This window comes from Duganella vulcania (assembly GCF_009857655.1).
Taxonomy (GTDB): domain Bacteria; phylum Pseudomonadota; class Gammaproteobacteria; order Burkholderiales; family Burkholderiaceae_D; genus Rugamonas; species Rugamonas vulcania.
This window is the reverse complement of the sequence record NZ_WWCX01000058.1, coordinates 1-25,184: the sequence shown is the minus strand read 5'-3', so window position 1 is coordinate 25,184 and position 25,184 is coordinate 1. Positions and strand designations below refer to the sequence as shown.

General features: G+C 59.5%; 21 protein-coding genes and 1 pseudogene. 10 read left to right on the top strand and 12 right to left on the bottom strand.

Features of this window, described 5'->3' with window-relative positions; genetic code table 11:
* The first annotated feature begins 73 nt into the window (after positions 1-73).
* A complete protein-coding gene (locus tag GTP90_RS24170) occupies positions 74-1,000 on the top strand; it encodes an AraC family transcriptional regulator (RefSeq protein WP_161085933.1) in 927 nt (308 codons plus the stop codon).
* Here the strand turns inward: GTP90_RS24170 and GTP90_RS24165 are convergent.
* Positions 990-1,493: a DUF1993 domain-containing protein gene (locus GTP90_RS24165; RefSeq protein WP_161085932.1), complete on the bottom strand. Its 504-nt coding sequence runs from the start codon at positions 1,491-1,493 to the stop codon at positions 990-992. The genes GTP90_RS24170 and GTP90_RS24165 overlap by 11 nt on opposite strands.
* Before the next feature lie 166 nt (positions 1,494-1,659).
* Between GTP90_RS24165 and GTP90_RS24160 the strand changes: the two genes are divergently transcribed.
* A complete protein-coding gene (locus GTP90_RS24160) occupies positions 1,660-3,393 on the top strand; it encodes a putative bifunctional diguanylate cyclase/phosphodiesterase (protein WP_161085931.1) in 1,734 nt (577 codons plus the stop codon).
* A 2-nt stretch (positions 3,394-3,395) separates the two neighbouring features.
* On the opposite strand, the gene GTP90_RS24155 is transcribed toward GTP90_RS24160, so the two are convergent.
* Positions 3,396-4,319, bottom strand: a complete 924-nt coding sequence (locus GTP90_RS24155) for a LysR family transcriptional regulator (RefSeq protein WP_161085930.1) — start codon at positions 4,317-4,319, stop codon at positions 3,396-3,398.
* 123 nt (positions 4,320-4,442) lie between these two features.
* Between GTP90_RS24155 and GTP90_RS24150 the strand changes: the two genes are divergently transcribed.
* Positions 4,443-5,093 (top strand): NADPH-dependent F420 reductase, encoded by a 651-nt coding sequence (locus tag GTP90_RS24150; RefSeq protein WP_161085929.1) that lies wholly within the window; start codon positions 4,443-4,445, stop codon positions 5,091-5,093.
* Here GTP90_RS24150 and GTP90_RS24145 read toward each other — a convergent pair.
* The 5 genes from GTP90_RS24145 to GTP90_RS24125 form a co-directional block, all read right to left on the bottom strand.
* Positions 5,090-5,443 carry a type II toxin-antitoxin system HicB family antitoxin gene (locus GTP90_RS24145; protein ID WP_161085928.1) on the bottom strand — a complete coding sequence of 118 codons (354 nt, stop codon included), beginning with the start codon at positions 5,441-5,443 and terminating at the stop codon, positions 5,090-5,092. The genes GTP90_RS24150 and GTP90_RS24145 overlap by 4 nt on opposite strands.
* 8 nt (positions 5,444-5,451) lie before the next feature.
* Positions 5,452-5,706 carry a HicA protein gene (locus tag GTP90_RS24140; protein ID WP_161085927.1) on the bottom strand — a complete coding sequence of 85 codons (255 nt, stop codon included), beginning with the start codon at positions 5,704-5,706 and terminating at the stop codon, positions 5,452-5,454.
* A 140-nt stretch (positions 5,707-5,846) separates the two neighbouring features.
* A complete protein-coding gene (recQ, locus tag GTP90_RS24135) occupies positions 5,847-7,670 on the bottom strand; it encodes a DNA helicase RecQ (protein ID WP_028819648.1) in 1,824 nt (607 codons plus the stop codon).
* 29 nt (positions 7,671-7,699) lie between these two features.
* Complete coding sequence (locus GTP90_RS24130; RefSeq protein ID WP_161085926.1) at positions 7,700-8,536, bottom strand: undecaprenyl-diphosphate phosphatase; 837 nt, start codon at positions 8,534-8,536, stop codon at positions 7,700-7,702.
* Between the two features lie 185 nt (positions 8,537-8,721).
* A complete protein-coding gene (locus tag GTP90_RS24125) occupies positions 8,722-10,842 on the bottom strand; it encodes a M36 family metallopeptidase (protein ID WP_161085925.1) in 2,121 nt (706 codons plus the stop codon).
* A 183-nt stretch (positions 10,843-11,025) separates the two neighbouring features.
* Here GTP90_RS24125 and GTP90_RS24120 point away from each other — a divergent pair, with 183 nt between their 5' ends.
* The 4 genes from GTP90_RS24120 to GTP90_RS24105 all read left to right on the top strand — a co-directional run bounded on the left by GTP90_RS24120 (position 11,026) and on the right by GTP90_RS24105 (position 18,305).
* On the top strand, positions 11,026-11,370 hold the full coding sequence (locus GTP90_RS24120; RefSeq protein ID WP_161085924.1) for a hypothetical protein: 345 nt from the start codon (positions 11,026-11,028) through the stop codon (positions 11,368-11,370).
* 1,194 nt (positions 11,371-12,564) lie between these two features.
* Positions 12,565-15,228 carry a DNA methyltransferase gene (locus tag GTP90_RS24115; RefSeq protein ID WP_161085923.1) on the top strand — a complete coding sequence of 888 codons (2,664 nt, stop codon included), beginning with the start codon at positions 12,565-12,567 and terminating at the stop codon, positions 15,226-15,228.
* Complete coding sequence (locus GTP90_RS24110) at positions 15,221-17,140, top strand: DEAD/DEAH box helicase (RefSeq protein WP_161085922.1); 1,920 nt, start codon at positions 15,221-15,223, stop codon at positions 17,138-17,140. The genes GTP90_RS24115 and GTP90_RS24110 overlap by 8 nt, the downstream gene beginning before the upstream one ends.
* A gap of 1 nt (position 17,141) precedes the next feature.
* Positions 17,142-18,305: a GIY-YIG nuclease family protein gene (locus GTP90_RS24105; RefSeq protein WP_161085921.1), complete on the top strand. Its 1,164-nt coding sequence runs from the start codon at positions 17,142-17,144 to the stop codon at positions 18,303-18,305.
* A gap of 240 nt (positions 18,306-18,545) precedes the next feature.
* On the opposite strand, the gene GTP90_RS24100 is transcribed toward GTP90_RS24105, so the two are convergent.
* The 4 genes from GTP90_RS24100 to GTP90_RS24085 form a co-directional block, all read right to left on the bottom strand.
* Positions 18,546-18,707, bottom strand: coding sequence for a hypothetical protein (locus tag GTP90_RS24100; protein WP_161085920.1), 162 nt, complete (start codon positions 18,705-18,707; stop codon positions 18,546-18,548).
* 458 nt (positions 18,708-19,165) lie between these two features.
* Positions 19,166-19,267 carry a transposase gene (locus GTP90_RS37645; protein WP_161085919.1) on the bottom strand — a complete coding sequence of 34 codons (102 nt, stop codon included), beginning with the start codon at positions 19,265-19,267 and terminating at the stop codon, positions 19,166-19,168.
* Between the two features lie 196 nt (positions 19,268-19,463).
* The gene (locus GTP90_RS24090) at positions 19,464-19,931 is read right to left on the bottom strand and encodes a hypothetical protein (RefSeq protein ID WP_161085918.1); all 468 of its coding nucleotides are present in this window, start codon (positions 19,929-19,931) and stop codon (positions 19,464-19,466) included.
* Between the two features lie 230 nt (positions 19,932-20,161).
* Positions 20,162-20,983, bottom strand: coding sequence for an NAD-dependent epimerase/dehydratase family protein (locus tag GTP90_RS24085; protein ID WP_161085917.1), 822 nt, complete (start codon positions 20,981-20,983; stop codon positions 20,162-20,164).
* A gap of 124 nt (positions 20,984-21,107) precedes the next feature.
* On the opposite strand from GTP90_RS24085, the gene GTP90_RS24080 reads away from it, so the two are divergent.
* Positions 21,108-23,336, top strand: a complete 2,229-nt coding sequence (locus GTP90_RS24080; RefSeq protein WP_161085916.1) for a glycoside hydrolase family 3 N-terminal domain-containing protein — start codon at positions 21,108-21,110, stop codon at positions 23,334-23,336.
* A gap of 15 nt (positions 23,337-23,351) precedes the next feature.
* Here GTP90_RS24080 and GTP90_RS24075 read toward each other — a convergent pair whose 3' ends face one another.
* Positions 23,352-24,248: a LysR substrate-binding domain-containing protein gene (locus tag GTP90_RS24075; RefSeq protein WP_161085915.1), complete on the bottom strand. Its 897-nt coding sequence runs from the start codon at positions 24,246-24,248 to the stop codon at positions 23,352-23,354.
* A 54-nt stretch (positions 24,249-24,302) separates the two neighbouring features.
* Between GTP90_RS24075 and GTP90_RS24070 the strand changes: the two genes are divergently transcribed.
* Both GTP90_RS24070 and GTP90_RS24065 read left to right on the top strand, forming a co-directional pair.
* Positions 24,303-24,566, top strand: a complete 264-nt coding sequence (locus tag GTP90_RS24070; RefSeq protein WP_161085914.1) for a hypothetical protein — start codon at positions 24,303-24,305, stop codon at positions 24,564-24,566.
* A 135-nt stretch (positions 24,567-24,701) separates the two neighbouring features.
* Positions 24,702-25,184 (top strand): annotated as a pseudogene (locus GTP90_RS24065) (M64 family metallopeptidase); the annotation flags it as partial.

Here is a 25,184-nt window from a genome sequence, read left to right as displayed (position 1 = left end):
ATTGGCGCGCCGCCGGCGGGGAGGGCGCGCTCCGTGCTAGACTTTCAGCCAACTCTTACTGATTGCTTGCGCCGTGCCAGCCCGCCCTTCCACCGCCACCGATGCCTCCCCCGCCCGCGCGCCGGACGGGCTGATTTCGCACGCCGTGTTCCGCACCATGTCCGAGACCGACGCGGTGCTGGAGCGCTTCGCCTGGCTGGGCGATGAACTGGCGGTGGCGATCTGGCGCCGCGACACCGAGGTCGCCGAAACCAGCTACTCCAAGCCGGGCCACCACACGCTGTCCTACTACATGGGCGGCGGCTACCGCACCGAGCGCGACGAGCTGCCCGGCCTGTACGGCGCGCCGGAGCGCTTATGCACGCTGCCGGACTGGCACGAGTCCAGCTGGACGGTGCGCGGGCCGCTGCGCTTCCTGCATGTCTACTTCCTGCCCGAGCACTTCACGCGGCGCGCGGTGGTGGAGCTGGACCGCGAACCGCGCGAGATCACGCTGGCCGACCGCACCTACTTTGAACATGAGCGCATCGGCCGCCTGTGCGCGGGGCTGGCGAACATGTCGTGGGAAGGCGCGGACGGCCAGCTGCGCGCCAACGAGACGGTGCACGAGACCCTGAGCCATCTGCTGCTGTCGCAATCGATGCCGCAGCATCAGCAGCGCGTGCGCGGCGGCCTGGCGCCGGTGGTGCGGCGCCGCCTGGCCGACTACATCGAGGCTAACCTGGCGCGGAACATCTCGCTGGGCATGCTGGCGCAGCTGGCGTGCATGTCGGAGTACCACCTGGCGCGCATGTTCAGGATCTCGTTCGGCATGCCGCCGTCGGCGTGGATCGCGGCGCGCCGTGTGGAGCATGCGCGACGGCTGTTGAAGACCACCGACCAGCCCTTGCAGCAGGTCGCCGACGCCTGCGGCTACGCGGACCTGAGCCACTTCAGCCACCGCTTCCGCGACGCGGTTGGCGCGCCGCCCAGCCGTTACCGCGGAATCGTTACGGCCTAGGCGTTTCGAACGAGAAGCCCGGCGCGTACAGGTGGTAGCCGTCGAAGTCCTGCTTGCCGATGTCCGCGCCCTGGCTGCGCGCGATCGCATAGGCCATGCTGAAGTGGAAGTAGAAGTTGGGCAGGATGTAGAGGTTCAGGTATTCGTCGGCCGGCAGTGCGATGTCGGCGAAGCCGGCGCGGTCGCGGCACAGGCGGTCGGCCGGGCCTTCGAACTGCCGCAGTGGAATCGCGGCGATGAAGGCGATGGTGTCGTCGAGTTGCCTGGCCAGCGCGGCGAAGGACAGCTCCGCGCCGTCGAAGCTGGCCGGCGGCAGGCCGGCCAGAGGGCAGCAGCCGCGCAGCGCAAAATTGCAGGTGGCCCGCACCTGCGAGGCGAACGGCAACATGCCGGCATGCAGCCGGGCGCCGAGGAGCTCCGGCCTGCCCTTCACTTTTTCAACAATTCCAGCCAGCTGGCCGAGGGAGCGATTAAAAATAATTGATGCATGCATGGCACGTCCTGGATGGGGTGTCGGAAACGATACAGCCAAGTTTAACCCAGCCGTTCAACAGGCGTGGTCCCACTGCAGTGGAAATGCGAGTCGATATTGATTTCGCTTATACGTCGCGCCGTCCGATTGCGCTAGTCTGGCTGCTTGTCCGTAGCGGGAGGTCCTCATGTCCACCCAAAAGAAACGCGCCAAGCTTCCACTTAAACCCACAGACAAAGCCAACCCTGGCTTGCTGGATGCGATATTCGCATCGGCAACTGAATATGCGATCATCACCACCGACCCCAAGGGGAGTATCGTCTCCTGGAACAAGGGCGCGGAACTGGTGTTCGGCTATGCGCCCGACGAGATCGTTGGCAAGCCGCTTGCCCTCATCTTCACGTCGGAAGACAACGCCGATGGCGTGCCCATGCGCGAGCTGACATATGCGCGCGACATCGGCCGAAGCGATGATGTCCGCTGGCACCGCCGGAAGGATGGCTCCGTCTTTTGGGCCGATGGGGTGATGACCCCGATCCGGGATTTCAACGGCGAGATCACGGGATACCTGAAAATTCTTCGTGACGAGACCGAACGCAGGCGCGCTGAAGCGGAGCGTGCGCAAATGGCGCGGATCGATCTGTTGACCGGTGTGGGCAACCGTTCGGAGCTGGAGGAGCGGCTGAGCGAGATGTCGGCGGCGGCGCTTCGCAATGGCAATCTGCTGCTGATCCATATGATGGATCTGAACAACTTCAAGCAGATCAACGACCGCTGGGGGCATCAGGCCGGGGACAGGCTGTTGCAGCAGGTGGCGCGCTCCATTCGCGAGGCCATACGCGACTCCGACTTCGTGGCGCGCCTGGGCGGCGACGAATTTGTCGTGTTGCAGGCCAATGTGCAGACACCCGCAACCGGCGCCAGCCTGGCGATCAAGCTGATCGAGACGCTGTCGAACCCGATTCAAATCGACGGCCATGAAGTGGTCATCGGCGTCAGCATCGGGATCGCGGTCTTTCCGGACGATGCCGGCGACCATGACGAGCTGATGCGCAAGGCTGACCTGGCGCTTTACAAGGTCAAGAATGAGCGCAGTCATGGCGGCTACCATTATTACTCCAAACAACTTGATGCCGAGGCGCACAACAAAGCCCAACTGATCGCCAGTCTGAAGCGCGCAGTGAAGGCGCGCGCGTTTCGGCTGCACTACCAGCCGCAAGTCGATGCCCGCAGCGGGAACATTGTGGCGGTCGAGGCGCTGCTGCGTTGCCAGGACGCGGCGCTGGCCAATCGGCCCGTCGAGGAAATCATCGCGCTGGCGATCGACTCGGGCCAGATGCTGGAGCTCAGCCTATGGGTCCTGACGGAGGCGTGCGCGCAGTTCGGCAAATGGCAGGCCCAGGGCCTGACCGATTTTAAAATGTGCATCAACCTGTGTCCGCGCGAGCTGCTGTATGCCGAACTGTCCGAGCATATCGAGCGCATCCTGAGGGAAAACAAGCTGGATGGTGAAGACATCGAGATCGAGATCACGGAGAACCAGGCCGTCGAGAGCGATGGGCCGGGATCGACGATGCTGGCGCGCTTGCGCTCGTTGGGCGTCACCATCGCCATCGATGACTTCGGGACCGGCTATTCGTCGCTCAGCAAGCTGCGCGGGCTGCCGGTGGACAAGGTCAAGCTCGACCGTTCCTTCCTGGAGCGCATTCCTGCGGACCAGGACAGCTGCGCGGTGGTCAGCGCCATCATCACGCTGGCCCACACCCTGCGGCTGAAGATCATCGTCGAAGGGGTGGAGTCGCCGGAGCAGGTATCGTTTTTCAGGCGCGAAGGCTGCGAGATCTTGCAGGGTAATTTTTTCAGCAAGCCGCTGCCGGCCGAGGCTATTTCGAGACTACTGAAATTCCCGGTCCAGGATTGATGTCATTTGGCGGAGAGCAGCCGCGCTATATTCTGCGCGCGGAATGCCTCGACAACAAAATCGATAAAGACGCGCGTCTTCGCCGGCAGCAGCTTCTGGCTGGTGAAGTATAGGGAGACCGCCCCGACATCGCCATACCAGTTTGGCAGCAGGCGCACCAGCGCGCCGCTTTCCAGGTGCGGCGCCGCGTGCGGCACCGGTATCAGCCCGACGCCAAGGCCCAGCACCACGGCGCGGCTGAGCGCATCCGGATCGTTGACCAGCATGACGGCCCGCTGCTTCGCCGTGACTTCGGCGCCGGCGTGATTGCGCATGACCTGCGTGCGCAAACGGCCCGTCAACGGCGAACGTATCACCACGTTGGGGAACTCGGCAAGTCCGGATGGATCCTTGGGGCGGCGCTTGCCCTGCAATAACGCGGGCGCCGCCACCGCGATCAGATGGATGCGGGCCAGTTCGCGCGCCACCATCCCCGGCGGCAGCTCGAAGCCGGCGCCGATGGCCGCGTCGAAGCCGCCGGCGATCAGGTCCAGCGGACGGCTGTCGAACACCCAGTCCGGCATCACGCCCGGATAACGTTCGAGGAACGCCGGCATCAGCGGCAGCAGGTAGTCCATGCCGAATCCCGGCGCGGCGCTCAGCTTCAACACGCCGGCCGGTTGTCCGGCGTTGACCTTGATGTCGGCGATCGCTCCCTGGATGCTGTCGAGCCCTCCCTGCACCGATTGCTGGAAACGTTCGCCCGCTTCGCTCAGCGTCAGGCCGCGCGTGCTGCGCATGAACAGCTGCACGCCCAGGTTGCGCTCCAATAGCGCGACGTTGCGGCTCACCGCCGCCGGCGTCAGGCCAAGCCGGCGGGCCGCCGCGGAAAAGCTTCCGCTCTCGGCGCTGCGCACGAAGGATTCCAGATTGGCCAGGGTTTCCACGACTTTGCTTTCAAGTATTGATTGAAACTGATTATAGCCGGTTGCTACTAACGCTAGAAGCCAACCAGCCCTAGACTTCAACTCGGCAAACAGTTTATACACTTAACCTTCAAAGGAAACATCATGACTATCGGTATCATTGGCTCGGGCGCCCTCGGCTCCAACTTCGCTCGCATTCTGGCCAAACAAGGCATCGCGGCCACCATCTCCAACAGCCGCGGGCCTGCCTCGCTGGCCGACCTGGTGAAGGAACTGGGACCGTCCATCAAGGCGGGCACCGTGGAGGAGGCGGCAAGCGCCGACATCGTGCTGGTGGCGGTGCGCTGGGTCGACGCGGAGAGAGTGCTGGGCAGCCTGCCGGCATGGAATGGCCGCATCGTCATCGACGGCACGAATCCGGTGGAGTTCTTCGATCCGGCTACCTCGCCGGACGCGAACGACACCAGCAATCCGCTGGCGGCGTATGGGATCAAGGCGGTCGATTTGGGCGGCAAGCACTCCAGCCAGGTCATCCGGCAATTGGTTCCCGGCGCGCGCCTGGTCAAGGCCTTCAACCACAACGACGTCAACGTGCTGAAGGAGCCTGAAACGGCGGGCGGCAAGCGTGTGCTGTTCTACTCGGGCGACGACGCGGCCGCGAAGGCCGAAGTGCGCGCCATCATGGAAGGCGCCGGCTTCTTCCCGGTCGACCTGGGCGCGCTGGATGTGGGTGGTCCGCTGGCATCGCTGCCTTTCGGCCCGCTGTCGACGCACAACCTCGTGCGCGTCTCTTAAGCGACAGATTGACGTTGAGTCAGGCAAGTGACAATGCAGTCGCGAACAAATTCATTTAGCGACTGCTCAGATTCGGAGGCGGCTAAACATGCGTCCCGGTGAACGTCTGACCCAACGCGTACGTTAAAGCTTCCGCTGTATGGGCGATTTGCTGGCTTGCCGGTACGTTCGCAATAATCGATATATCGGTCCACGGCGTCGATGAAGGCTTGTTTCAGTTCGCCTGGATTTTCGCCTTCATAGGTAATCAGATCATCGATAAATAAAACCTTGCCATGAAGGCAGTTATCCTCAGTGCTGATCTCGCCGGTGCCGTGATAGCCTTTGTGTGAAAAAGTCGGTTTGGTCATGATCTTCCTCAGACGCGATCCTTGCAGGCGGCTATGGCTTCGCGTGCGCGCTTTACCTGATAAATTTTCAGCAGGCCTGAAGGATGAGTTTTCGACATCGTGAACCGGTATCCTGTGATGTGCTCAAACACATAGTGGGAACTGCCATCGCAACTCTCGCTAAAATTATGCTGACGCATCAAAGTGACCAGCTCCTCCCACGTGAAATCAGTTGGAGGCGGCACTTTGTGTAGCTTGTTGTAGAGTTTCTCTTTTCTGGACATAAAATTATGCCAATGAAGGGAGTGTACTGCAACTAAAAAGCAGTTGCACTAAAATTCCTCAAACGGATTCGGCCCGCTCAGTCGAGTACGACGAAAGCAAAGCGGTCGATGCCAGGAATATCAGCATCGCCTTCCGCTAACTATTCCATCTCGCTGATCATGGCGACAATCTCGTCGCCGTAGGAAGCGAGCTTCTTCTCGCCGACGCCGGAGATGCCGCGCAGGTCGGACAGCGTGGTGGGGCGGGCCTTGGCGATTTCGCGCAGCGTGGCGTCGTTGAAGATGATGTAGGCCGCCACGTCGTGCGCGCGCGCGGTCTCCACGCGCCACCAGCGCAGCTTGTCGAAGATGGCCTGTTCGCGCGGCGACAGGTCGCTCTCCACATAGCCCTTCGATGCGCGGCTCGGGCTCTTCTGCTTGACCGGCTTCTGGTACTGGCGCAGCTGCACCTTCTGCCCGCCCTTGAGCACCGGACGCGCGGCGTCGGTCAGCTTGAGCGAGCTGTATTGTTCATGGTCCACCGTCACCAGCCCGAGCGCGATCACCTGGCGCAGGATCGCGCGCCATTCCTGCTCGCTGCGGTCGGCGCCGATGCCGAACACCGACAGCGAATCGTGGTGCCAGGTCTTGATGCGGTCCGTCTCCACGCCGCGCAGCACTTCGATCACATGGCCGGCCGCGAAGCGCTGGTCGACGCGGTACACCGCCGACAGCAGCTTCTGCACCGGCACCGTGCCGTCGAAGGACACCGGCGGAATCAGACAGGTGTCGCAATTGCCGCAAGGGCCGGAAGCTTCGCCAAAGTAGTCCAGCAGGCGCACGCGCCGGCAACTCAGCGTCTCGCACAGGCCGAGCATCGCATCGAGCTTGTTGCCCAGCACCCGCTTGAAGGTCTCGTCGGCCTCCGACTCGTCGATCATCCGGCGCTGCAGCACCACGTCCTGCAGCCCGTAGGCCATCCAGGCGCTGGACGGCTCGCCGTCGCGGCCCGCGCGGCCGGTCTCCTGGTAGTAGCCCTCGATGCTCTTGGGGAGGTCCAGGTGGCAGACGAAGCGCACATTGGGTTTGTCGATGCCCATGCCGAAGGCGATGGTGGCGCACATGACGATGTTCTCTTCGCGCAGGAATTTGGCCTGGTTGGCCGCGCGCTTGGCGTGGTCCATGCCGGCGTGGTAGGCCATGGCGCGCACGCCGTTCTCGTTCAGGAACTCGGCGGTCTCCTCGACCTTCTTGCGCGACAGGCAGTAGACGATGCCGCAGTCGCCGCCATGCTCGGTGGTGATGAAGTCCAGCAGCTGCTTGCGGCCGTTGGCCTTCTCGACGATCTGGTAGCGGATGTTGGGCCGGTCGAACGAGGACACAAACTGCATCGCGTCGCCCAGCTGCAGGCGGTGGATGATTTCGGCGCGGGTCTGCGGATCGGCGGTCGCGGTCAGCGCGATGCGCGGCACGTTGGGGAACTGCTCGTGCAGCACCGACAGCTTGATGTACTCGGGCCGGAAGTCGTGGCCCCATTGCGATACGCAGTGCGCCTCGTCGATGGCGAACAGCGCGATCTTCGACGCCTGGAACAGGTTCAGGCAGCGCTCCGTCATCAGGCGCTCGGGCGCCACGTAGACCAGGTCGATCTCGCCCATGCGCACCTGGCGCTCGATGCGCGACGCTTCCTCGTAGGTCTGGGTGGAGTTGAGGAAGGCGGCGCGCACGCCCACCTCGGCCAGCGCGTCCACCTGGTCCTGCATCAGCGCGATCAGCGGTGAGACGACCACGCCAACGCCGTCGCGCACCAGCGCCGGGATCTGGTAGCACAGCGACTTGCCGCCGCCGGTGGGCATCAGGACCAGCGCGTCGCCGCCACCGCTGACATGGCCGACGATCTCCGCCTGCTGGCCGCGGAAGGCTGGGTAGCCGAACACGGTTTGCAGCAGATGAAGGGCGCGCTCGTTATTTTCCTGATGATCCATTTCTACTACTCGTTTCTACTGCAAAGATGTTAGTCGGCCCAGACGATGACACCGGTGTAGCCGGTGGCCAGCACCATCAGGCCGAAGGCGATGCGATACCACGCGAACGCGGTGAAGGTGTGCGAGCTGATATAGCGCAGCAGCCAGCGCACGCACAGGAAGGCCGAGACGAAGGCCGCCACGGTGCCGATCGAGAACAGCGGCAGGTCGGCGGCCGACAGCAGCGCGCGTTCCTTGTACAGCGAATACACGGTGGCGCCCAGCAGCGTGGGGATCGCCAGGAAGAACGAGAACTCGGTGGCCACCTTGCGCGACAGGCCGAAGATCATGCTGCCCATGATGGTGGCGCCGGAGCGGCTGGTGCCGGGGATCAGCGCGAACGCCTGGGCGATGCCGATCTTGATGGCGTCCGCCGGCGTGATGTCGTCCACCGAATTGATGCGGGCCATGGCCGGATTGGCCTTCTCGCGTTTTTCCACCCACAGGATCACCAGGCCGCCGATGATGAAGGCCAGCGCCACCGGCACCGGCGCGAACAGCTTGGCCTTGATGGCCTTGTTGAACAGCACGCCCAGCACGGCGGCCGGCAGGAAGGCGATCAGCACGTTGATGGCGAAGCGCTGCTGCTTCGGGTCGCCCAGGCCGGTCAGCACGGCGGCGATGCGCGCGCGGTACTCCCAGCAGACGGCGAAGATGGCGCCCGCCTGGATGACGATCTCGAACACTTTCATCTTTTCTTCCATGCCGTGGAAACCCAGCAGGTGTTCGGCCAGAATCAAATGGCCGGTCGACGAGATCGGCAGGAATTCCGTGAAACCTTCAACCAGGCCCATGATCAGGGCTTTGAGAGCGAGAACGATATCCATGAAGTAAGTAGTTAGTTGGTGGGAAAAGTGGGCGCTGTCATAGCGCCGGGGTCGAAGCTTACCATGTTCGCCGGCTCCGATTCTGAATCTCACTCAAGCGTAATGCGGTTTTCGGCGGCCCAACGAAAAAACGCCCCGGAGCGGGGCGTTGAAAGGAAGACAGTGCGGGCAGCCAGTGCGGCCGCTTACCAGCTGGCCTTGAGCGTGTACTTGCCGCTGGTGGCGCCGGTGCCGCCGCCGTAGTAGATGACCTTGGCGTACAGCGTGCCGGCGGTGCCGTAGCTGACGCTGTCGGTGGCGCCGGTGCCGTTGGTGCTGGACGCGACCTTGGTGCCGGCGCTGTTGTACAGCTCCAGGTCGTAGTCCGAGCTGGCGTTCGGGGCCAACGTCACGGTCAGCGTTTTGCCGGTCGGCAGCACGATCTTGTAGTAGTCGACGTCGCTCGAGGCGCTCATCGTGCCGTTGACCGTGGTGCCGGCGGTGGTGATGGCCTGCGCGGTGGCGGTGGTGTTGTTGCTCTCGACCTCGCTGATGGTCGGGCCGCTGACCACCGACGACAGGATGTTCTGCGCCTCGAACTTGGCCTGGAAGGTGTTGGCGTAGCTCAGGTCGGACGGGAACAGCGTCTTGGCCGCGTTGACGATGGCGGTGGCCATGGCCGGCATCTTGATGTTGCTGCCCAGGCCGAAGTGCGCTTCCAGGATGATCTGGTCGATGTTGGCGCGCGGCTTGCCGGCGGCGATCAGCGCCACCATGGACTGGTACAGCGGCGCCGACCACAATTCATCGGACTGGAAGCTGACGCCGCCCTCGGTCACCGACTGGTGCGCGCCGTAGGTCTTGCTGGCGTTGTACTTGGCGTCGGTGCGGTTGAGCAGGCGGCCGTCCCAGCAGGCGCCGTGGCCATCCCAGCTGAAGGCCCACTCGGGATGGTAGATCTTGCCGTTCGGCGTGCTGTAGGAGTAGGACGCGGCCCAGTAGTCGCCGAAGCCTTCGCCCATGGCGCCGGTGTCGCCGCCGCTCCAGCTGCTGTTGATGTTGGCCTGGATGCCGTGGCCGTACTCGTGCAGGATGACGTCCGCGTCCTCGCTGTCGTTGACGCAGCCGTGGCCGAAGGCCAGGTAGTCCGAGCCGGCCGCGCCGCCGCTGTAGTGCGAGTTGTCGTCGCCGTTGACGCCGTTGGTGTCCACGTCCAGCGGACGGTTGATGATGGACTTGGTGCCGGTGAAGCCCAGCGACTGGATGTAGCGCTGGCTCTGGTCCAGGTGGAAGTAGACGTTGGTGTCGTCGAAGGCGTCGTTGCCGCGCTTGGCCGTCCACACGCCGTTGCTGGTGGTGCTGGGCGCGGTGTTCGGCGACTCGATGTCCTTGAGGTTGACGAACGGGCCGCTCAGTTTGTAGACGCCGCCGGTCACCGTCAGGTCGCGCAGGGTCTTGGTCGAGTAGGCGGCGTCGAAGGCGGAGGCGGGCGAGGTGTCGGTCAGCGCGTCGGTGTTGAGCACGGTGCGCGGATCGGGATCGAAGGCGTAGCCGGAGCCGTTGATGCCGGACGGCGTGGCGGTGGCCACGGCGCCGCCCTGCAGGGCCTGGCGGCCATGCGTGCTCTGGCTGTCGTTGAGCGCCTTGGTGGCGGCGCGGCGGTCCAGCACGGGGCCGGCCAGCTCGGCGCGCGCGTCCAGCGAGCGCTTGCCGCGGCGCGGCAGCGAGGTGGAATAGGAACCGATCACCGTGCCGTCATGCGCGTTCAGGAATTGCACGAAACCGCCGGTCGGCATCTGCGCCTCGATGCGCACCTTGCGCGCCAGCTGCACGCCGTCCTTGGTGGGCACCCACACCAGCTCGGACGACGGCGCGGCCACCAGCGGATGCTGCACCTTCATATTGGACCAGGCCTTGTCCAATGCCTGGTCCTCGCTGATCTGGGCCTGGTTGTACAGCTGGTTGACGGCGCTGGCGTCCACCTTGTCGGAGATGTGGCGGGTCTCGTTGAAGATCTTTTGCAGCTGGCCGTTCTTGCCGATGGAGACGATGATCTCGGCCCGGTCCACGGGCAGTCCGCGCAGCATCTGCTGGTAGTGGTAGTGCTTGCCGGTGAGCGATTCCTGCACCTTCACCAGACCCAGGTTGTTCAAGCCGGCGGGCAGGCCGTAGCGGCTGGCGTTCTGGCGCAGCACCTCGTCGGCCGAGGTGGCGGCGGTGCCGGAGAACAGCGTGAGGTTGTCAACGGAATAGCTGTCGGCATGCGCGGAACCCGCGTAGGCCAGCACGATCAGGGATGCAAGTAGGGGACGGGCAAATGGGCGCATGCTGCATGGACTCCTGTAGAGATCGGGTTGATGGGTCTGCCAGACGAGTATAGCCACGGCTTTTTGCCGTTTGTAAAATCAAGCGTTTTTAGACAATTTGCGCAGTTCTGTTAAAAATGAGACATGGCGGCGCGGCGCGCGCGGCGCTAAGATGGACCCCAAATATCCGACGAAAGGAAGCGTATGCACAGGCTTTATTCCCCGCTGTTGACGGTAGCGCTGGCCGTGCTGGCGTCCGGCTGCGCGATGGCGCAGGTGCCGGGGCCGATTGAGGATGCGGAGCCGGAAGTGACGCGGCAGGTGGCCGCCGCCGTCGCGGCCATGGCGGCCGATCCCGCGGCGGAGGAGGCGCCGCTGCTGCGCGCCTGTCCGGCGAAGGCAGCGCCGCCGCTGGAGCTGCTGCAACGCACGGTCGACGGCGAGGAGCGCAGCTATTTGTACCGCGCGCGTTGCGGCAAGGCGCTGCTGGTGACGGCCACCATAGGGAAGAACCGCGCCATCAAGCACTTGCATGTGAAAACTGAATAAACGGTTTACCGGTTTTCAGGATGCTGGCTTGCGACCGGAGAGGCTTGGGGATGTTTTTTGGCCACTCGGTCTAAAACAGTCCAAAATTCGCGACATCAGTCTAAGGGAGTCTAAAATCGGCGGAGCGCCAGATTTTTTAGACCGGAATCGACTATCCGCTAATTTTTTTAGACTGAAATCGCCTTCTGCAAGGAGATGTTAAGACCGATTTAGACTTTTCGCCATGTCGTTTTAGACCGAAGCGGCGGTTCAGCACAGTCTTGAGGTGGGAGCGGAATTGTTCGATGATGGAATCACATCGCTACGAAGCGGAGTACTTTTCAGCCAGGTCTGATCTGTGTGGCGCAATGCCACGGTACGAAGACGTCCACCTGGTTGGTCGGATGGTTGACGATGTTCTTGTCAGCACATGGCGCAGCTTGGCCAGCGCCATGCAGGCCCCCTGTGCGCTGGTCTGCTCAGTGAATCGGCTAAGGATGACACAAGCCTGCTCCCTGTGACGCTGAAACCGTTCTGGCCACCAGCAGCGCATTGCGCGAGAAGCGCTATCGAAATCACTATTGCCGACGCCACCGTGCGTGTCTGCGCCGGCACAGACGCAGCGTTGTTGCAGCTGGTGCCTCAAAGCCCGCCCGCATGATCGGCCTACCCGCCGGTACCCGGATCTGGCTTGCCGCCGACATCACCGAAATACGCGCTGATATGAACGGGCGTGCTGCAAAGGTATAGATCGCGTTGGCCGAAGATCGTTATAGCGGCCACGTTTTTATGTTCCGTAGTCACCGTGACATGGTCAAGGTGCTGTGATGGCCCCGCGCGGCCTATGCTGGCCGGCCAAACTTTTTGAGCGAGGACGCCTCGTCTGGCCGCACGCCGACAGCGGCAGATTGGCGCTGACGCAAGTCCCACTTTCCATGCTGCCGGAAGGAATCGACTCCAACGAGTCTGAGCCAATCTCTCCGAAACTTTCACTTCCCGCGACCTGTCGCCTGTCCTTGGGTGTTCATGACAGGTTTTTACTATCGCCAGTGACCAAAAGTGCAAAATTTCTGGTCGGAAAACACGAACCCGTCTATCATCTTCCTCTGCTGAGTCCGCTTTGGTGAGCTGAAAATTCGCGTCTTTTCATCCTCCCTTGATTCGCCAGGCTCGCACCAGGCGCGACCGTAGCCAAACTGACAGGAACGTAGACACATGACCATCAAAGAAATCGAAGAAAAAATTCAAGAGTTAGTGGCGCAGTTTGAGCCCGAGACGTTCATCTATGACCTACTTGACGCCTACGGCAAACCGAAGGCTTCCATTACCCGTTTGCAAATAAAGGGGAAGGGGAGCTACAACCTATCCGATGAAGATGACGCGATCATTTGGAAGAAGCAGCTCTACTACAAGCACACCAGCAATAAGAATTTGAAGAGCTTGGCTGACGACATGTCTAGATCCGACATCGTAGACAAACATGAACCCCGCTTCATCGTCGTTACGAACAATAACGAAATCGTTGCTATCGATACTAAGACCAAGAATACTTTGGACAAGGACATTAGCGAGCTACACAACCAAGTTGATTTTTTCTTCCCTTGGACTGGCAAAGAAAAAGCTCAAGCCTATGTTGAGAACGTGGCTGATGTCAAAGCGGCCGAGAAAATGGCTAAGCTCTTTGACTTGCTTCGTGAAGACAATGAAGTTGAAGACGCTGAGAGCGCGCATGCACTTAATATTTTCCTGTCTCGTATCCTGTTTTGTTTCTTCTCTGAGGATACCGGAATTTTTCCCAAGGACCTCTTCACCAAAAGCATTGAAAAGCACACTCAAGAAGACGGTAGCGACCTCGCGCAATATTTAGAGCGGCTGTTCGATGTCCTGAACACCGAAAAGCGAAAGGACACTCCTGACTACCTTACTGCCTTCGATTATGTCAACGGCGGACTGTTTGCCGACAAGTTCAAGGTGCCAACCTTCACCCGAAAATCTCGCAAGATGATGATTGAGTGCGGAGCTGGGTTGAACTGGTCAGAAATCAATCCTGACATCTTTGGCTCGATGATTCAGGCAGTCGTCGACCCCGACGAGCGCGGCAACATGGGTATGCACTACACCTCTGTGCCCAACATCATGAAAGTCATTGAACCTCTATTTCTGAACGACCTCTACGATGAGCTCAAGAAGAACGAAGCGAACCTCAAAAAGCTTGAGAGCCTGTTGCTTCGTCTGGAAACGATTAAGGTCTTTGACCCTGCATGCGGATCTGGCAATTTCCTCATCATTGCCTATCGAGAGTTGCGCAAGCTTGAGATGGAAATATTCAAGTGCATTCAAACCATCAACCCCCAACAAGGACTTGCGCTTTCTGGTATCAAGCTCTCTCAGTTCTACGGTATCGAGCTAGACGACTTCGCACACGAGATTGCAATCCTCTCTTTGTGGCTCGCAGAACACCAGATGAACGTGGCCTTCAAGCTTCGATTTGGACAAGCCAACCCATCACTGCCATTGAACAAAGGTGGCAACATCGCATGTCACAGCGCGAACGGCATCAACTGGATGAGGTTCTGTCCAATCGTTGAAGGTGAAGAAGTCTACATATTGGGCAATCCGCCATATCTCGGAGCCAGAACACAGAGCGAAGAGCAAAAAGAAGAAATGCGAAAAATCCTCGTTGACGTCGACGGTGTGAACAGTCTTGACTACATCGCTGCATGGTTCTACAAGGGCGCTGAATACGTTGAAAAAGGTGGTAAGGGTATGGGCTTGGTTAGCACAAACTCGATTACTCAAGGCGAACAAGTCTCCCTTCTGTGGCCTCACATTCTGGAAGCGAGAGGCTTGAACATCAGCTTCGCTCACACTTCGTTTAAGTGGACTAACAACGCGAAAAATCGTGCTGCTGTGATTTGCGTAATCATCGGAATTAACAAGGCGAACAACAAGAAAAAACGCCTCTACACCGATGGCTTCTACAAGGAGGTGAACAACATCTCACCCTACCTCACGGACACGAAGAACATCTACATTCACAAGCGCACAAAAGCTATCTCAGCCGTTCCTGAAATGGTCTATGGGAATCACTCCATCGAAGGTGGATTCCTAATCTTGAGTGCGGAAGAGCGCAAGGAAATTTTAGACAACAGTCCAGAGGCTCAGCGTTTTATCAAGAATCTCACCGGTGGCAGTGAATTTTTGCGAGGACAGGAACGGTGGTGCATTTGGATTGAAGACGACGAACTCAAAGACGCAGTTAGAATTCCAGCGTTCAAAAAGCGTATTGAGCAGGTGCGAGCATTCCGAGAAGGTGGAGGGCAGACAGCTAGCTCCCTTGCTCATCGTCCTCATCAGTTCCGATACAGGCACCGTGCAGAAAACTCGTTCTTGCTCGTTCCATGCACCTCTTCAGAGCGTAGGGACTATCTACCAATCGGTTTCTTCAATGCCGACTTCTTGACGACGCACTCAGCGCAGATTATCTACGACGCCGAGCCTTACATTTTCGGTATTCTCTCATCACGAGCTCACATGCTTTGGGTCAAGGCTGTCAGTGGTCAGATGAAAAGTGACATCAGATATTCAAACCTACTTTGCTACAACAACTTTCCGATTCCGAAGTTATCGGATAAGCAGAAAGCCGCCATTGAAGCATGCGCTTTTGATGTCTTGGAGAAGCGCGAACTCTATCCCGAGCTGAGAATTTCTGATATCTACGACCCTGAAAAAATGCCTGACGATTTACTTCAATCACACAAGAGGTTAGATCGAGTCGTTAACGAGTGCTATTTGAAATCTGAGTTCGCAAACGACACAGAACAACTTAGCTATCTGTTCAAACTGTACGAAGACATGGTGGGAAAATCTAATGCATAACATCGTTGATGTGACCTATGAACAGACTGGTGAAAGCACCAAGACTAACGCCTTGGGTATGCGCGAAATGCAGGCGAGGGCGTTTGAGGCTCGTGAACATCAGTACCTTCTGCTGAAGGCTCCTCCCGCCTCTGGCAAGTCCCGCGCTTTGATGTTCATTGCTTTGGATAAGCTCATCAACCAAGGCGTCAAGAAAGCTATCGTTGCGGTTCCTGAGAAATCCATTGGAGGCTCCTTCGATAGCGTAGCCCTATCCAAGTATGGCTTCTTCGCCGACTGGAGCGTCAACCAAAAATTCAACCTCTGCACGCCAGGAAGTGACAACGGTAAAGTTAATGCATTCATCGACTTCCTGAACAACGACGAGAAGATCTTAATCTGCACTCATGCAACCTTGCGCTTCGCATTTGAAGCAGTCAAAAATGAGGACTTCAATAACGTGGTGCTTGCTATTGACGAGTTCCATCATGTCTCCGCTGATGGCGGCAATAAGCTTGGGGAACTGCTGAGGGCGATCATGTCCAAGTCGTCAGCCCATATCATTGCGATGACTGGATCTTACTTCAGGGGTGACAACGTTCCTGTTCTGGTTGCTGAAGATGAATCTATTTTCAAGAAAGTGACCTACAACTATTACGAGCAGTTGAATGGCTACACCTATCTCAAGTCTTTGGGTATCGGCTACCACTTTTACCAAGGACGCTACACCTCTGCGATTGATGAGGTGCTGGACACGAACAAGAAGACCATCCTCCACATTCCTAGTGTTCAATCTGGTGAGTCCACGAAAGATAAATACGATGAGGTTGACCGTATTCTAGACACCATCGGCGTAGTGACTCACCGCGACCCCGAGACATGCGTAATCTATGTGACTCGCCACGGTGACGGAAAAGTTCTCAAGGTTGCCGACCTCGTTCATGATGAACCCAAAGCGCGTGAGCTCATCATCGGCTATTTGCGCACCGTGAAGGCACCTGAAGACATTGACATCATCATCGCTCTTGGAATGGCCAAGGAGGGCTTTGATTGGGCTTTCTGTGAGCATTCTTTGACCGTGGGCTACCGTGGGTCCTTGACTGAAATTATCCAAATTATCGGGCGCTGTACGCGCGACAGCGCCAACAAGACCCATGCACAGTTCACGAATTTGATAGCTCAACCTGACGCCGCTGATGACCTCGTAAAGGTATCTGTCAACAACATGCTCAAGGCAATCACTTGCTCGCTGTTGATGGAGCAGGTTTTGGCACCGAACTTCAAGTTCAAAACGAAGGTCAATGATGACGACCAAAGCGCACCTGATGTACTGAAAATTAATGGCTTCAAGGAGCCATCTTCACAACGCGTCAAAGAAATTATCGAGTCTGACTTGAACGACCTGAAGGCAGTCATCTTACAAGATGACCAAATCATCAAGGCTCTCCCTGGAAACATTGATCCAGAGGTCATCAATAAGGTCATGATTCCGAAAATTATTCGTATCAAATATCCAGATTTGAACGAAGAGGAAGTGGAAGAGCTTCGCCAGCAAGTTGTCGTTGATTCCGTCATCAAGAGTGGTGAAATCAAGGAGGAAGGCGACAAGAAATTTATTCGCATGGCAGGGAAATTCATCAACATCGATGACCTTCACATTGATCTGATCGATAAGATTAATCCCTTCCAGAAGGCGTTTGAAATTCTGTCCAAATCTGTGACCACGAAGGTTCTCAAAGTTATTCAGGAGGCCATAGAAGCCACCCGAATTCAGATGACTGATGAAGAGGCTACCTTACTCTGGCCAAAGGTCAAAGAGTTCCATCGTGAGAACGGGCGTGAGCCAAACCTCAACGCAGTAGACCCCATCGAGCGGAGGCTGGCCGACGTCATTGTCTACCTGAAGGCATTGAGAAGGAAGCAGGGGATATAACGTGGACAAGGACGAGCTGCTGAAAATTCTAGGCGATGATGACTTCGGACTTCTCAACGTCAAGAACAAAACTCTTACGACCGTCGATGACCGCCTTTTGGCTTCCTTCGTTCAGATAAACGAGTTCTTCAAGGCGAACGGCCGCAAGCCGCAAGAGAACAAAAAGGACGTGAATGAACATCGTCTTTTCACGCGACTAGTGAACCTTCGGATTAGTCCTGAGAAGGTGGAAGCTCTCCGCCCCTACGACGAACACAACTTGCTTGAACCCTCAACCATTAAGAAGCCCATCACTTCCATCAATGATATTTTTGACGATGACTCGTTCGGGCTACTTGACAACGACGACGATATTTTTAATCTGAAAAACATTCCCAAGTCTATAGAAATGCCAGAGAAAATTGCACAGCGTAAGCCATGCAAGGACTTCGTTAATTTTGAAGATTTGTTCAGGACTTGTCATGAAGAGTTGAAGTCTGGAATTCGTGAAATGCGAGCCTTCACAGGCGAACAGCAAATCACTGAGGGACACTTCTTTGTCTTGCATGGAGTAATGGTGTATGTCTCGGAAGTCGGAGAGAAGGAGCGGACAAACGGCAAGGTTAATGCAAGGTTGCGCTGCATATTTGAGAATGGTACCGAGTCCAACATGCTCCTTCGTTCGCTTGCCACTGAACTCTACAAAGATGACGCTGGCCGGAGGATATTGGACCACGAGGATAAGGCTTTGGAAGACCTCAGTTTCATCAAGGAAGACGACAAGCACACAGGGTTCATCTACGTTCTGTCTTCGCTCAGCACCAATCCTGAAATCAGGGGCATGAAGGATCTGTTCAAAATTGGATATGCCACGACCTCCGTTGAAGATCGCGTGAAGAACGCCGCCAAAGAGCCTACCTACCTTATGGCGCCCGTCCGCATTGTTACCGCCTTCCAGTGCTTTAACTTGAACACGCAGAAGCTTGAAATGCTATTGCATATTTTCTTCGGAAACTCATGCTTGAACATTGATGTCTTTGATGAAGCTGGCAAGCGTTACTCGCCGCGAGAGTGGTTCATAGCTCCACTGAACATCATTGAGGCAGCGGTTCAGCTCCTCATCAATGGGGAAATCGTCCACTACCGCTATGATGAGAAGAGCCATGAAATCGTGGAGCGGGAATAGTACGCATCTTCATTGGCAGCAACTATTTGTGCATTGATGTGCAAGTTTTCGACAAACGTGCGATTTGTCATGGAAGGCTAAGTATGGAAATTGCGGTCGGGAATTCTAGCATCGAAAGTGGCGATTAAAGGTAAGGAGTCTGTTCAGGGGAGCTTTGAATAACGTGGCAATTTGATCGATGAGGGAATCACACCACTGGGACGCGGCGTCGTCTCAGCGGGTTACTGGAAAGTTGCGGTTTCAAGGCAAGAAATCATCAACCCAGTTGACGGAATGGTCGGCGGTATACGTCAGCAAGGGATGCAGCCAGGCTTTGGTGGCGACACCGTTCTGTTTGGCTGTGCCGAACGGCGAGTAAATTGCAGCGGCCCGTTCGCCGCCGTTGTCGGTGTCAGTAAACAAGTAGTTGCGGCGGCTAATAGCCACACTGCATGAGGCGTGTCCTTCTGCCGAGTTATGGATCTTGATGGCGCCGTCGTCGCAGTAACGTAGCAGTCTCGGTCAGAGCTTGAGTGCGTAGAGGATGGCTGCCGCCGTGTCGGACTTAGGCGATGGTCTGTCGAGTGTAGCATACAGCCAGTGTTCGAACATTGAATCCGGAACGCATGTTGGTGGGGACCTGCGGCAAGCCACACCTTAGTGCCTCCAGGCAGGCCGATCATCGCGGCACCCGATCCAGCACTTGGCGCAGCGTGGAGGCCCGGGGATGGTCATCGGTCCGGACGCGGACTTTGCCCAGTTCAGATACGAGAATGCCACTGGCATCTGCAGTGGCGTTGCTGGAAGCAGGCGCTGTGGGGCGCGGGCGCAACCGGCAATAGGCTGTCGTCACGCATCAACGCAGGCACACCGAGGTGTCCCTATTGATAATGGTGGCACCAGCTGAACATCTGGTTGGCGTTGACGCCGCGTTCGCGCGCGATGCGTCTGACAGAGACGCCAGGCTCCGGCGACAGCGCCACCAATGCGCGTATGGGCTATAACGAGTGCTGCCGATAGTGGCTGCGCGCATTGGTGGAATTGAACGGTTGAAAATTTGTGTCCATAATCAGAAATTGCGGGTGCAAATGCTGTGCCAAAATCCGTTCAGGGACGATATCGACAAGGTAGTCTAGATGGCGCTGGGAAGACGCTTACTTTTAGATTTAAGCGTACAACTTAGTGATTTGCGTCGAGCTTCGCTGAATGTATCTGGCGGGTCGCTAAACGCGTTCTGCAATCTGCGGCACGGATCCAGTGGTCGTCGCCAGGAAAGCGCAGCCACACAAAGCGCCAGGCATTGCGCCCCGTCGTGTGGCGATTGGCAAACAGTGAGGGAGTCAAGGATTCGCCGGTCTCGGACAAAATGCGATCGCCGACAACCTTGGCAAATTCGTGGGTGTTGCGGTAGCTGGTTCGCAGCTTGCTCCCGTCAGGCAGGAAGACGTTTTTCCATTGAAAGCCGCGCGTCGACCGGCCATTCCTCAGCGTCGCGAGACGGTCCATTTCAACGGCCAACCAGCGTTGAACAAGTTCCGTCACGAAGGCATCGGGTTTGACGCCCGGCCTTGTATCCATTAAATGAAATTCCAGGTTCATGAAGTCAGTTAATGGCAGATATATGGGCTGCTTAGCTTCGTAGGCCATGGTGAGTCCTATTGAATTTGGTCTAAAAGTTGGACCGCAGACATGGACTATGGTTCGGTTTAGACTTTCACCTCTCGCAAATAAGATCGATTTAGACTTTGCCCCGAATTTCATGGACTGGTTTGGACCGCGCCTGCCGGGTTTTAGACTCGTTTAGACCGAAGCGGATCTAACTAGACTGAATTAGACTCAGTTGGGATTTGGAATACCCATGCAGGGATGCGCGTTCCTTATTTGTACATCGGCCCGGCCGTGACGAAGGGGCCGCCCTGGTAGATGGTTGGCGCATCGTCCGGCGCGGGGTAGGCTGCGCTGTCCGGGAAGTTGGCGGCGAACTCGCTGGAGCTGTGCTTGGGCACATAGCCCAGGTGCGCGGCGTGCTTGTTGTCCCACCATTTGGTCGGATTGTTCGAGGTGCCGAAGGTGATCGTGTGGCCCACGCGCGGCGTGAACAGCGAGCAGCGTATCAGTTCCACCAGGTCGTCGTAGGCCAGGTAGGTGACCATCATGCGGCTGTTCTTCGGCTCCGGGAAGGAGGAGCCGATGCGCAGGCACACGGTCTCGGTGCCGAAGCGGTCGTAGTAGTAGCGCGACAGCGCCTCGCCGAAGGCCTTCGACACGCCATAGAAGCCATCGGGCCGCAGCGGCATGCCGGCGTCGACCAGCTGCGTGGTTTCGTAGAAGCCCACCACATGGCTGGAGCTGGCGTAGATCACGCGCTTGACGCCGCACTTGTGCACCGCCTCGTACAGGTGGTGCAGGCCGAGGATGTTGGCGTTCATGATCGGCTCGAACTTGTCCTCGACCGAGATGCCGCCGAAGTGCAGCACCGCGTCCACGCCTTCCATCATTGCCAGCACGGCGTCGCGGTCGCCCAGGTCTCCGATGACGATTTCCTCGCCCTCGCGCGCCGGACCGAGATCCTTGACGTCGTTCAGCCGCACCACGTCGGCCCAGGCCTTGGCGCGCTCGCGCAGGATGGTGCCCAGGCCGCCGCCGGCGCCGGTGAGGAGTATACGTTTGAATGGCTTTGCGCTGGAGGTCTCGGTCATTTTTTCAGAAATGTAGTTAAACGTTTAACTTGAAGTATAGCGGATATATTGGCGGGGTCAATCGCTTTCCTCGCAGGGGAAGGCTCCCTACGACGAACGCTGAGTTTTTCAGCAGGAAGGCACAATGACCATGAAGAAGACCACGCTGGCCCTGGCCGCGGCGCTGCTGCCGCTGCTGGCCGGCGCGCAGGATGCGCAGATCGAAAGCAAAGTCGCCGCGCTGATGCGGCAGATGACAGTGGCCGAGAAGGTCGGCCAGCTGCACCAGATATCCGCAGGCCTGAACACCGGCCCGGCCAGCGGCGAGGAGGCCCGCATGCAGGCCGATATCCGCAGCGGCAAAGTGGGCTCCATGCTCAACGTGAAAGGCGTGGCCGACACGCGCGCGATGCAGGCGCTGGCGCTGCAATCGCGCCTGCATATTCCGCTGCTGTTCGGGCAGGACGTGATCCACGGCTACCGCACCGTGTTCCCGGTGCCGCTGGGCGAGTCGGCGTCGTGGGATATGGAGGCGATCGAGCAGTCGGCCCGCATCGCCGCGCGCGAGGCTTCCGCCGCCGGCATCCACTGGACCTTCGCGCCGATGGTCGATATCGCGCGCGATCCGCGCTGGGGGCGCGTGATGGAGGGCGCGGGCGAGGATGCCTTCCTAGGCTCGGCCATCGCGCGCGCGCGGGTGCACGGCTTCCAGGGCAAGCGGCTGGGCGCCACTGATTCCGTGATGGCCACCGCCAAGCACTTCGCCGCCTACGGCGCGGCGCTGGCGGGCCGCGACTACAACGCGGTCGACATGAGCCAGCAGCAGTTGTTCGAGGTCTACCTGCCGCCATTCAAGGCCGCGCTGGACGCGGGCGCGGCGACGTTCATGAACTCCTTCAATACGCTCAACGGCGTGCCGGCCACCGGCAACAGCTTCCTGCAGCGCGATGTGCTCAAGGGCCGCTGGAACTTCAAGGGCTTCGTGGTCAGCGACTGGGGCTCGGTGCGCGAGATGGTGGCGCATGGTTACGCCAGCGACCTGGCCGACGCCTCGGTCAAAGCCATCAACGCCGGCAGCGACATGGACATGGAGAGCTACGCCCACCTCAATCACCTTGAGCAGTCGATCAAATCCGGCAAGGTCAAAATGAAGACGCTGGACGACGCGGTCCGCCGCATCCTGTACAAGAAGTTCGAGCTTGGCCTGTTCGACGATCCCTACCGCTTCGCCGACGCCGCGCGCGAGAAGGCCGTGCTGGCCGATCCGTCGCACCGCGCCGCCGCGCTGGACGTGGCGCAGAAATCGCTGGTGCTGCTGAAGAACGAGGGCGGCACGCTGCCGCTGTCGCGCGACGCAAAGCGCATCGCCGTCATCGGCCCGCTGGCCGACGCGCAGCGTGACCTGGAAGGCGGCTGGGTGGTGGAGGGCGACCGCGCGCGCGTGGTCAGCATCCTCGAAGGTATCCGCGCCCACGCGGGCAAGGCGCAGGTCAGCTACGCGCAGGCTTGCGGCGCAGGCTGCACCAACACCGAGGGCTTTGCCGAAGCCGTCGCCACGGCGGCCAAGGCGGACGTCGTCGTACTGGCCGTCGGCGAAACCTGGGACATGAGCGGCGAGGCCAAGTCGCGCACCGACATCACGCTGCCCGGCCATCAGGAGCAGCTGTTCGCCGCGCTCAAGGCCACCGGCAAACCAATCGTGGTGGTGATGCTGGCCGGCCGTCCGCTGGTGTTCAACACCATCGCCGACCAGGCGGACGCCATCGTCTACGCCTGGTTCCCCGGCAGCGAGGGCGGCAACGCGGTCGCCAATGTGCTGTTCGGCGATTACAACCCGTCCGGCAAACTGCCGATCACTTTCCCGCGCAGCGTTGGCCAGATTCCGCTGTCGTACGCGCAGCCCAGCACCGGCCGGCCCGTCACCGACGAGAAGGACGTGGTCTACAAATCGGGCTATATCGATTCGGTCAACAGCCCGCGCTACGCCTTCGGCCATGGCCTCAGCTACACCACGTTCAAATATTCGGGCCTGACGGTCAGCAGCGCGGAGATGTCGCCGTCGCAGCAGGTCACGCTGTCGTTCGACCTGGCCAACACCGGCAAGGCCGAGGGCACCGAGATCGTGCAGCTGTACCTGCGCGACTTGGTGGCCTCGGTGGCGCGGCCGGTGAAGGAGCTGAAGGGCTTCCAGAAGATCCATCTGCGGCCGGGCGAGCAGCGCCGCGTGAGCTTCACCATCGACCGCGAGCTGCTGTCGTTCTTCAACAGCCAACTGGTGTGGGGCGCCGAGGCGGGCGACTTCAAGCTGATGGTCGGCAGCGCCTCCGACGATATCCGCCTGGAGGGTGCGCTCAAGCTGCTGCCTGCACGATAGCCGGGGCGCGGCGCGTCAATCCAGCGAGCGGCGCATCTCGTCGATTTCATCCTTCAGCCAGGCGCGCAGGCGGGCGATCTTGGCCGTCCCCTCCTTGCTGCGGTTGACCACCAGCCGGTAGCCGCGCGGGTAGGGCGCGCAGCGGCAGGCCAGCATCTTCAGCGTGCCGGTGCGAATGTCCTCGTAGGCGATGGCGTAGGACACGAGGCTGATGCCCTGTCCCGCCAGCGCCGCCTGCGTCAGCACGGCGAAGTTGCTGTAGCTGCGGGAGAAATCGTATTTCCCCTTCAGGATATGGTTCTCGCGCAGCAGCTGTATCCAATCCTCGGTGCTTTGCTCATGCAGCAGCGGGAAGCGCTGCAGGTCGGCCAAGGTCAGCGCCTCTTGGCCGGGCGCCAGCAACGACGGGCTGTAGACCGCCACCAGCCGTTCGCGGAACATCAGGTCCGGGTCGCCGTCCTCGATGGGATGGAAGCGCAGCGCGGCATCGGTGCTGCCGTCCTCCATGTCGGCCAGGTGGTCGCTGGAATCGATGCGGATGTCGAGCTCCGGATACAGCGTGGTGAAGCGGTGGATGCGCGGCACCAGCCACTTGATCGCCAGCGAATGGGTGGTGGAGATGCGCAGGATTTTTTCCTCGTCGCCGTCCTGCAGCGCCATCACCTTGGCGCGCAGCTCGCCCAGCACGCGCGCCACCGTCACCGCCAGTTCCTGCCCCTTGTCGGTCAGCGCGATGTGGCGCGGGTGGCGCGTGAACAGTTCGAAGCCGACCGCCGCCTCCAGCTGCTTGACCTGCAGGCTGATCGCCGCCGGCGTCTTGTGCAGCTCCTGGGCGGCCAGCTTGAAGCTGCCCCAGCGGGCGGCGCAATCGAAGTCGATCAGGCCGGAAAGTGAGCGCAGCGGTTTGGTCATAGGCTAAGTTTTCCTTGTGCATGGTTCGAAAATTACTCGTTTGATCACGAGTGCATGCGGGAGGAAAATATACCTCATGCGCTGATAAAACTCCATGCACAAGAATTTATCGACATCGGCGCGCCATTCAATGAGGAGGTTGCCATGTTCCAGACCCACACCGTCACCCCGTCATGCGTCTGCAAACCGGCCGCGCCACGCCCGGCGCCGGCACCGGCGGCGGCGCCGACGCTTGTGCCGCGGCTTGCGCCGACGCTTGCGCCGAAATATTCGGCGGAGCTGATGCGCATGTTCGCGCAGCTGGTCATGCTGCGTTGATCCGGCCCGGCGCGGCGGCCGCGCAACAGCCATCGACGATGGCAGCAGCTTTGTACAAGTTGCGCGGCATTGCGCAATTGCGCGGCGGGCGACAGCGTGACAATCGGTGCTCCACCACAAAAACAAGGGGACACCATGAATCACCTACGCATCACCGCGGCGCTGGCAGCGCTGCTGGCCGCGGGCGCCGCAAGCGCCGACAATATCTCGCTGCGCCTGTCCTATGCCGATGGCCGCAACGGCGCAGTGTTCAGCGCGCGCCACGCGGAAATCGGCAGCTTCGCCCTGACGCCGAACGTGCGCAATCAGGCGGCCGGCGCGCAATGGCGCGTGGTCGCGCGCGATGCGCAGGGCGCCATCCTGCACGAGGTCACGGTGGCGGGCAGCCAGCAGCGCCACGTCGAAGTCTTCAACCCGCGCACCGGCGCCATCGACATCGCCGAAACCGTGCGCCAGCCAAGCGGCTCGTTGGAGGTCTCGATGCCCTTCGACAGCGCCACCGCCACCATCGAGGTGCTGCCGGTGCAGGGCGCCAGCGCCAAGGGCATGAGCGCCGCCGTCGCCGCCGCGCCGCTGGCCAGCTTCGACCACGCCGCGCTGGCCAAGCTGGCCGGCACC

Coding starts and splice junctions, on each gene's coding strand:
- GTP90_RS24165 (WP_161085932.1), bottom strand. CDS start 1,493: ATGCATGCATCAATTATTTTTAATCGCTCCCTCGGCCAGCTGGCTGGA.
- GTP90_RS24160 (WP_161085931.1), top strand. CDS start 1,660: ATGTCCACCCAAAAGAAACGCGCCAAGCTTCCACTTAAACCCACAGAC.
- GTP90_RS24150 (WP_161085929.1), top strand. CDS start 4,443: ATGACTATCGGTATCATTGGCTCGGGCGCCCTCGGCTCCAACTTCGCT.
- GTP90_RS24145 (WP_161085928.1), bottom strand. CDS start 5,443: ATGACCAAACCGACTTTTTCACACAAAGGCTATCACGGCACCGGCGAG.
- GTP90_RS24140 (WP_161085927.1), bottom strand. CDS start 5,706: ATGTCCAGAAAAGAGAAACTCTACAACAAGCTACACAAAGTGCCGCCT.
- recQ (WP_028819648.1), bottom strand. CDS start 7,670: ATGGATCATCAGGAAAATAACGAGCGCGCCCTTCATCTGCTGCAAACC.
- GTP90_RS24130 (WP_161085926.1), bottom strand. CDS start 8,536: ATGGATATCGTTCTCGCTCTCAAAGCCCTGATCATGGGCCTGGTTGAA.
- GTP90_RS24125 (WP_161085925.1), bottom strand. CDS start 10,842: ATGCGCCCATTTGCCCGTCCCCTACTTGCATCCCTGATCGTGCTGGCC.
- GTP90_RS24120 (WP_161085924.1), top strand. CDS start 11,026: ATGCACAGGCTTTATTCCCCGCTGTTGACGGTAGCGCTGGCCGTGCTG.
- GTP90_RS24115 (WP_161085923.1), top strand. CDS start 12,565: ATGACCATCAAAGAAATCGAAGAAAAAATTCAAGAGTTAGTGGCGCAG.
- GTP90_RS24110 (WP_161085922.1), top strand. CDS start 15,221: ATGCATAACATCGTTGATGTGACCTATGAACAGACTGGTGAAAGCACC.
- GTP90_RS24090 (WP_161085918.1), bottom strand. CDS start 19,931: ATGGCCTACGAAGCTAAGCAGCCCATATATCTGCCATTAACTGACTTC.
- GTP90_RS24085 (WP_161085917.1), bottom strand. CDS start 20,983: ATGACCGAGACCTCCAGCGCAAAGCCATTCAAACGTATACTCCTCACC.
- GTP90_RS24080 (WP_161085916.1), top strand. CDS start 21,108: ATGACCATGAAGAAGACCACGCTGGCCCTGGCCGCGGCGCTGCTGCCG.
- GTP90_RS24075 (WP_161085915.1), bottom strand. CDS start 24,248: ATGACCAAACCGCTGCGCTCACTTTCCGGCCTGATCGACTTCGATTGC.
- GTP90_RS24070 (WP_161085914.1), top strand. CDS start 24,303: ATGCGGGAGGAAAATATACCTCATGCGCTGATAAAACTCCATGCACAA.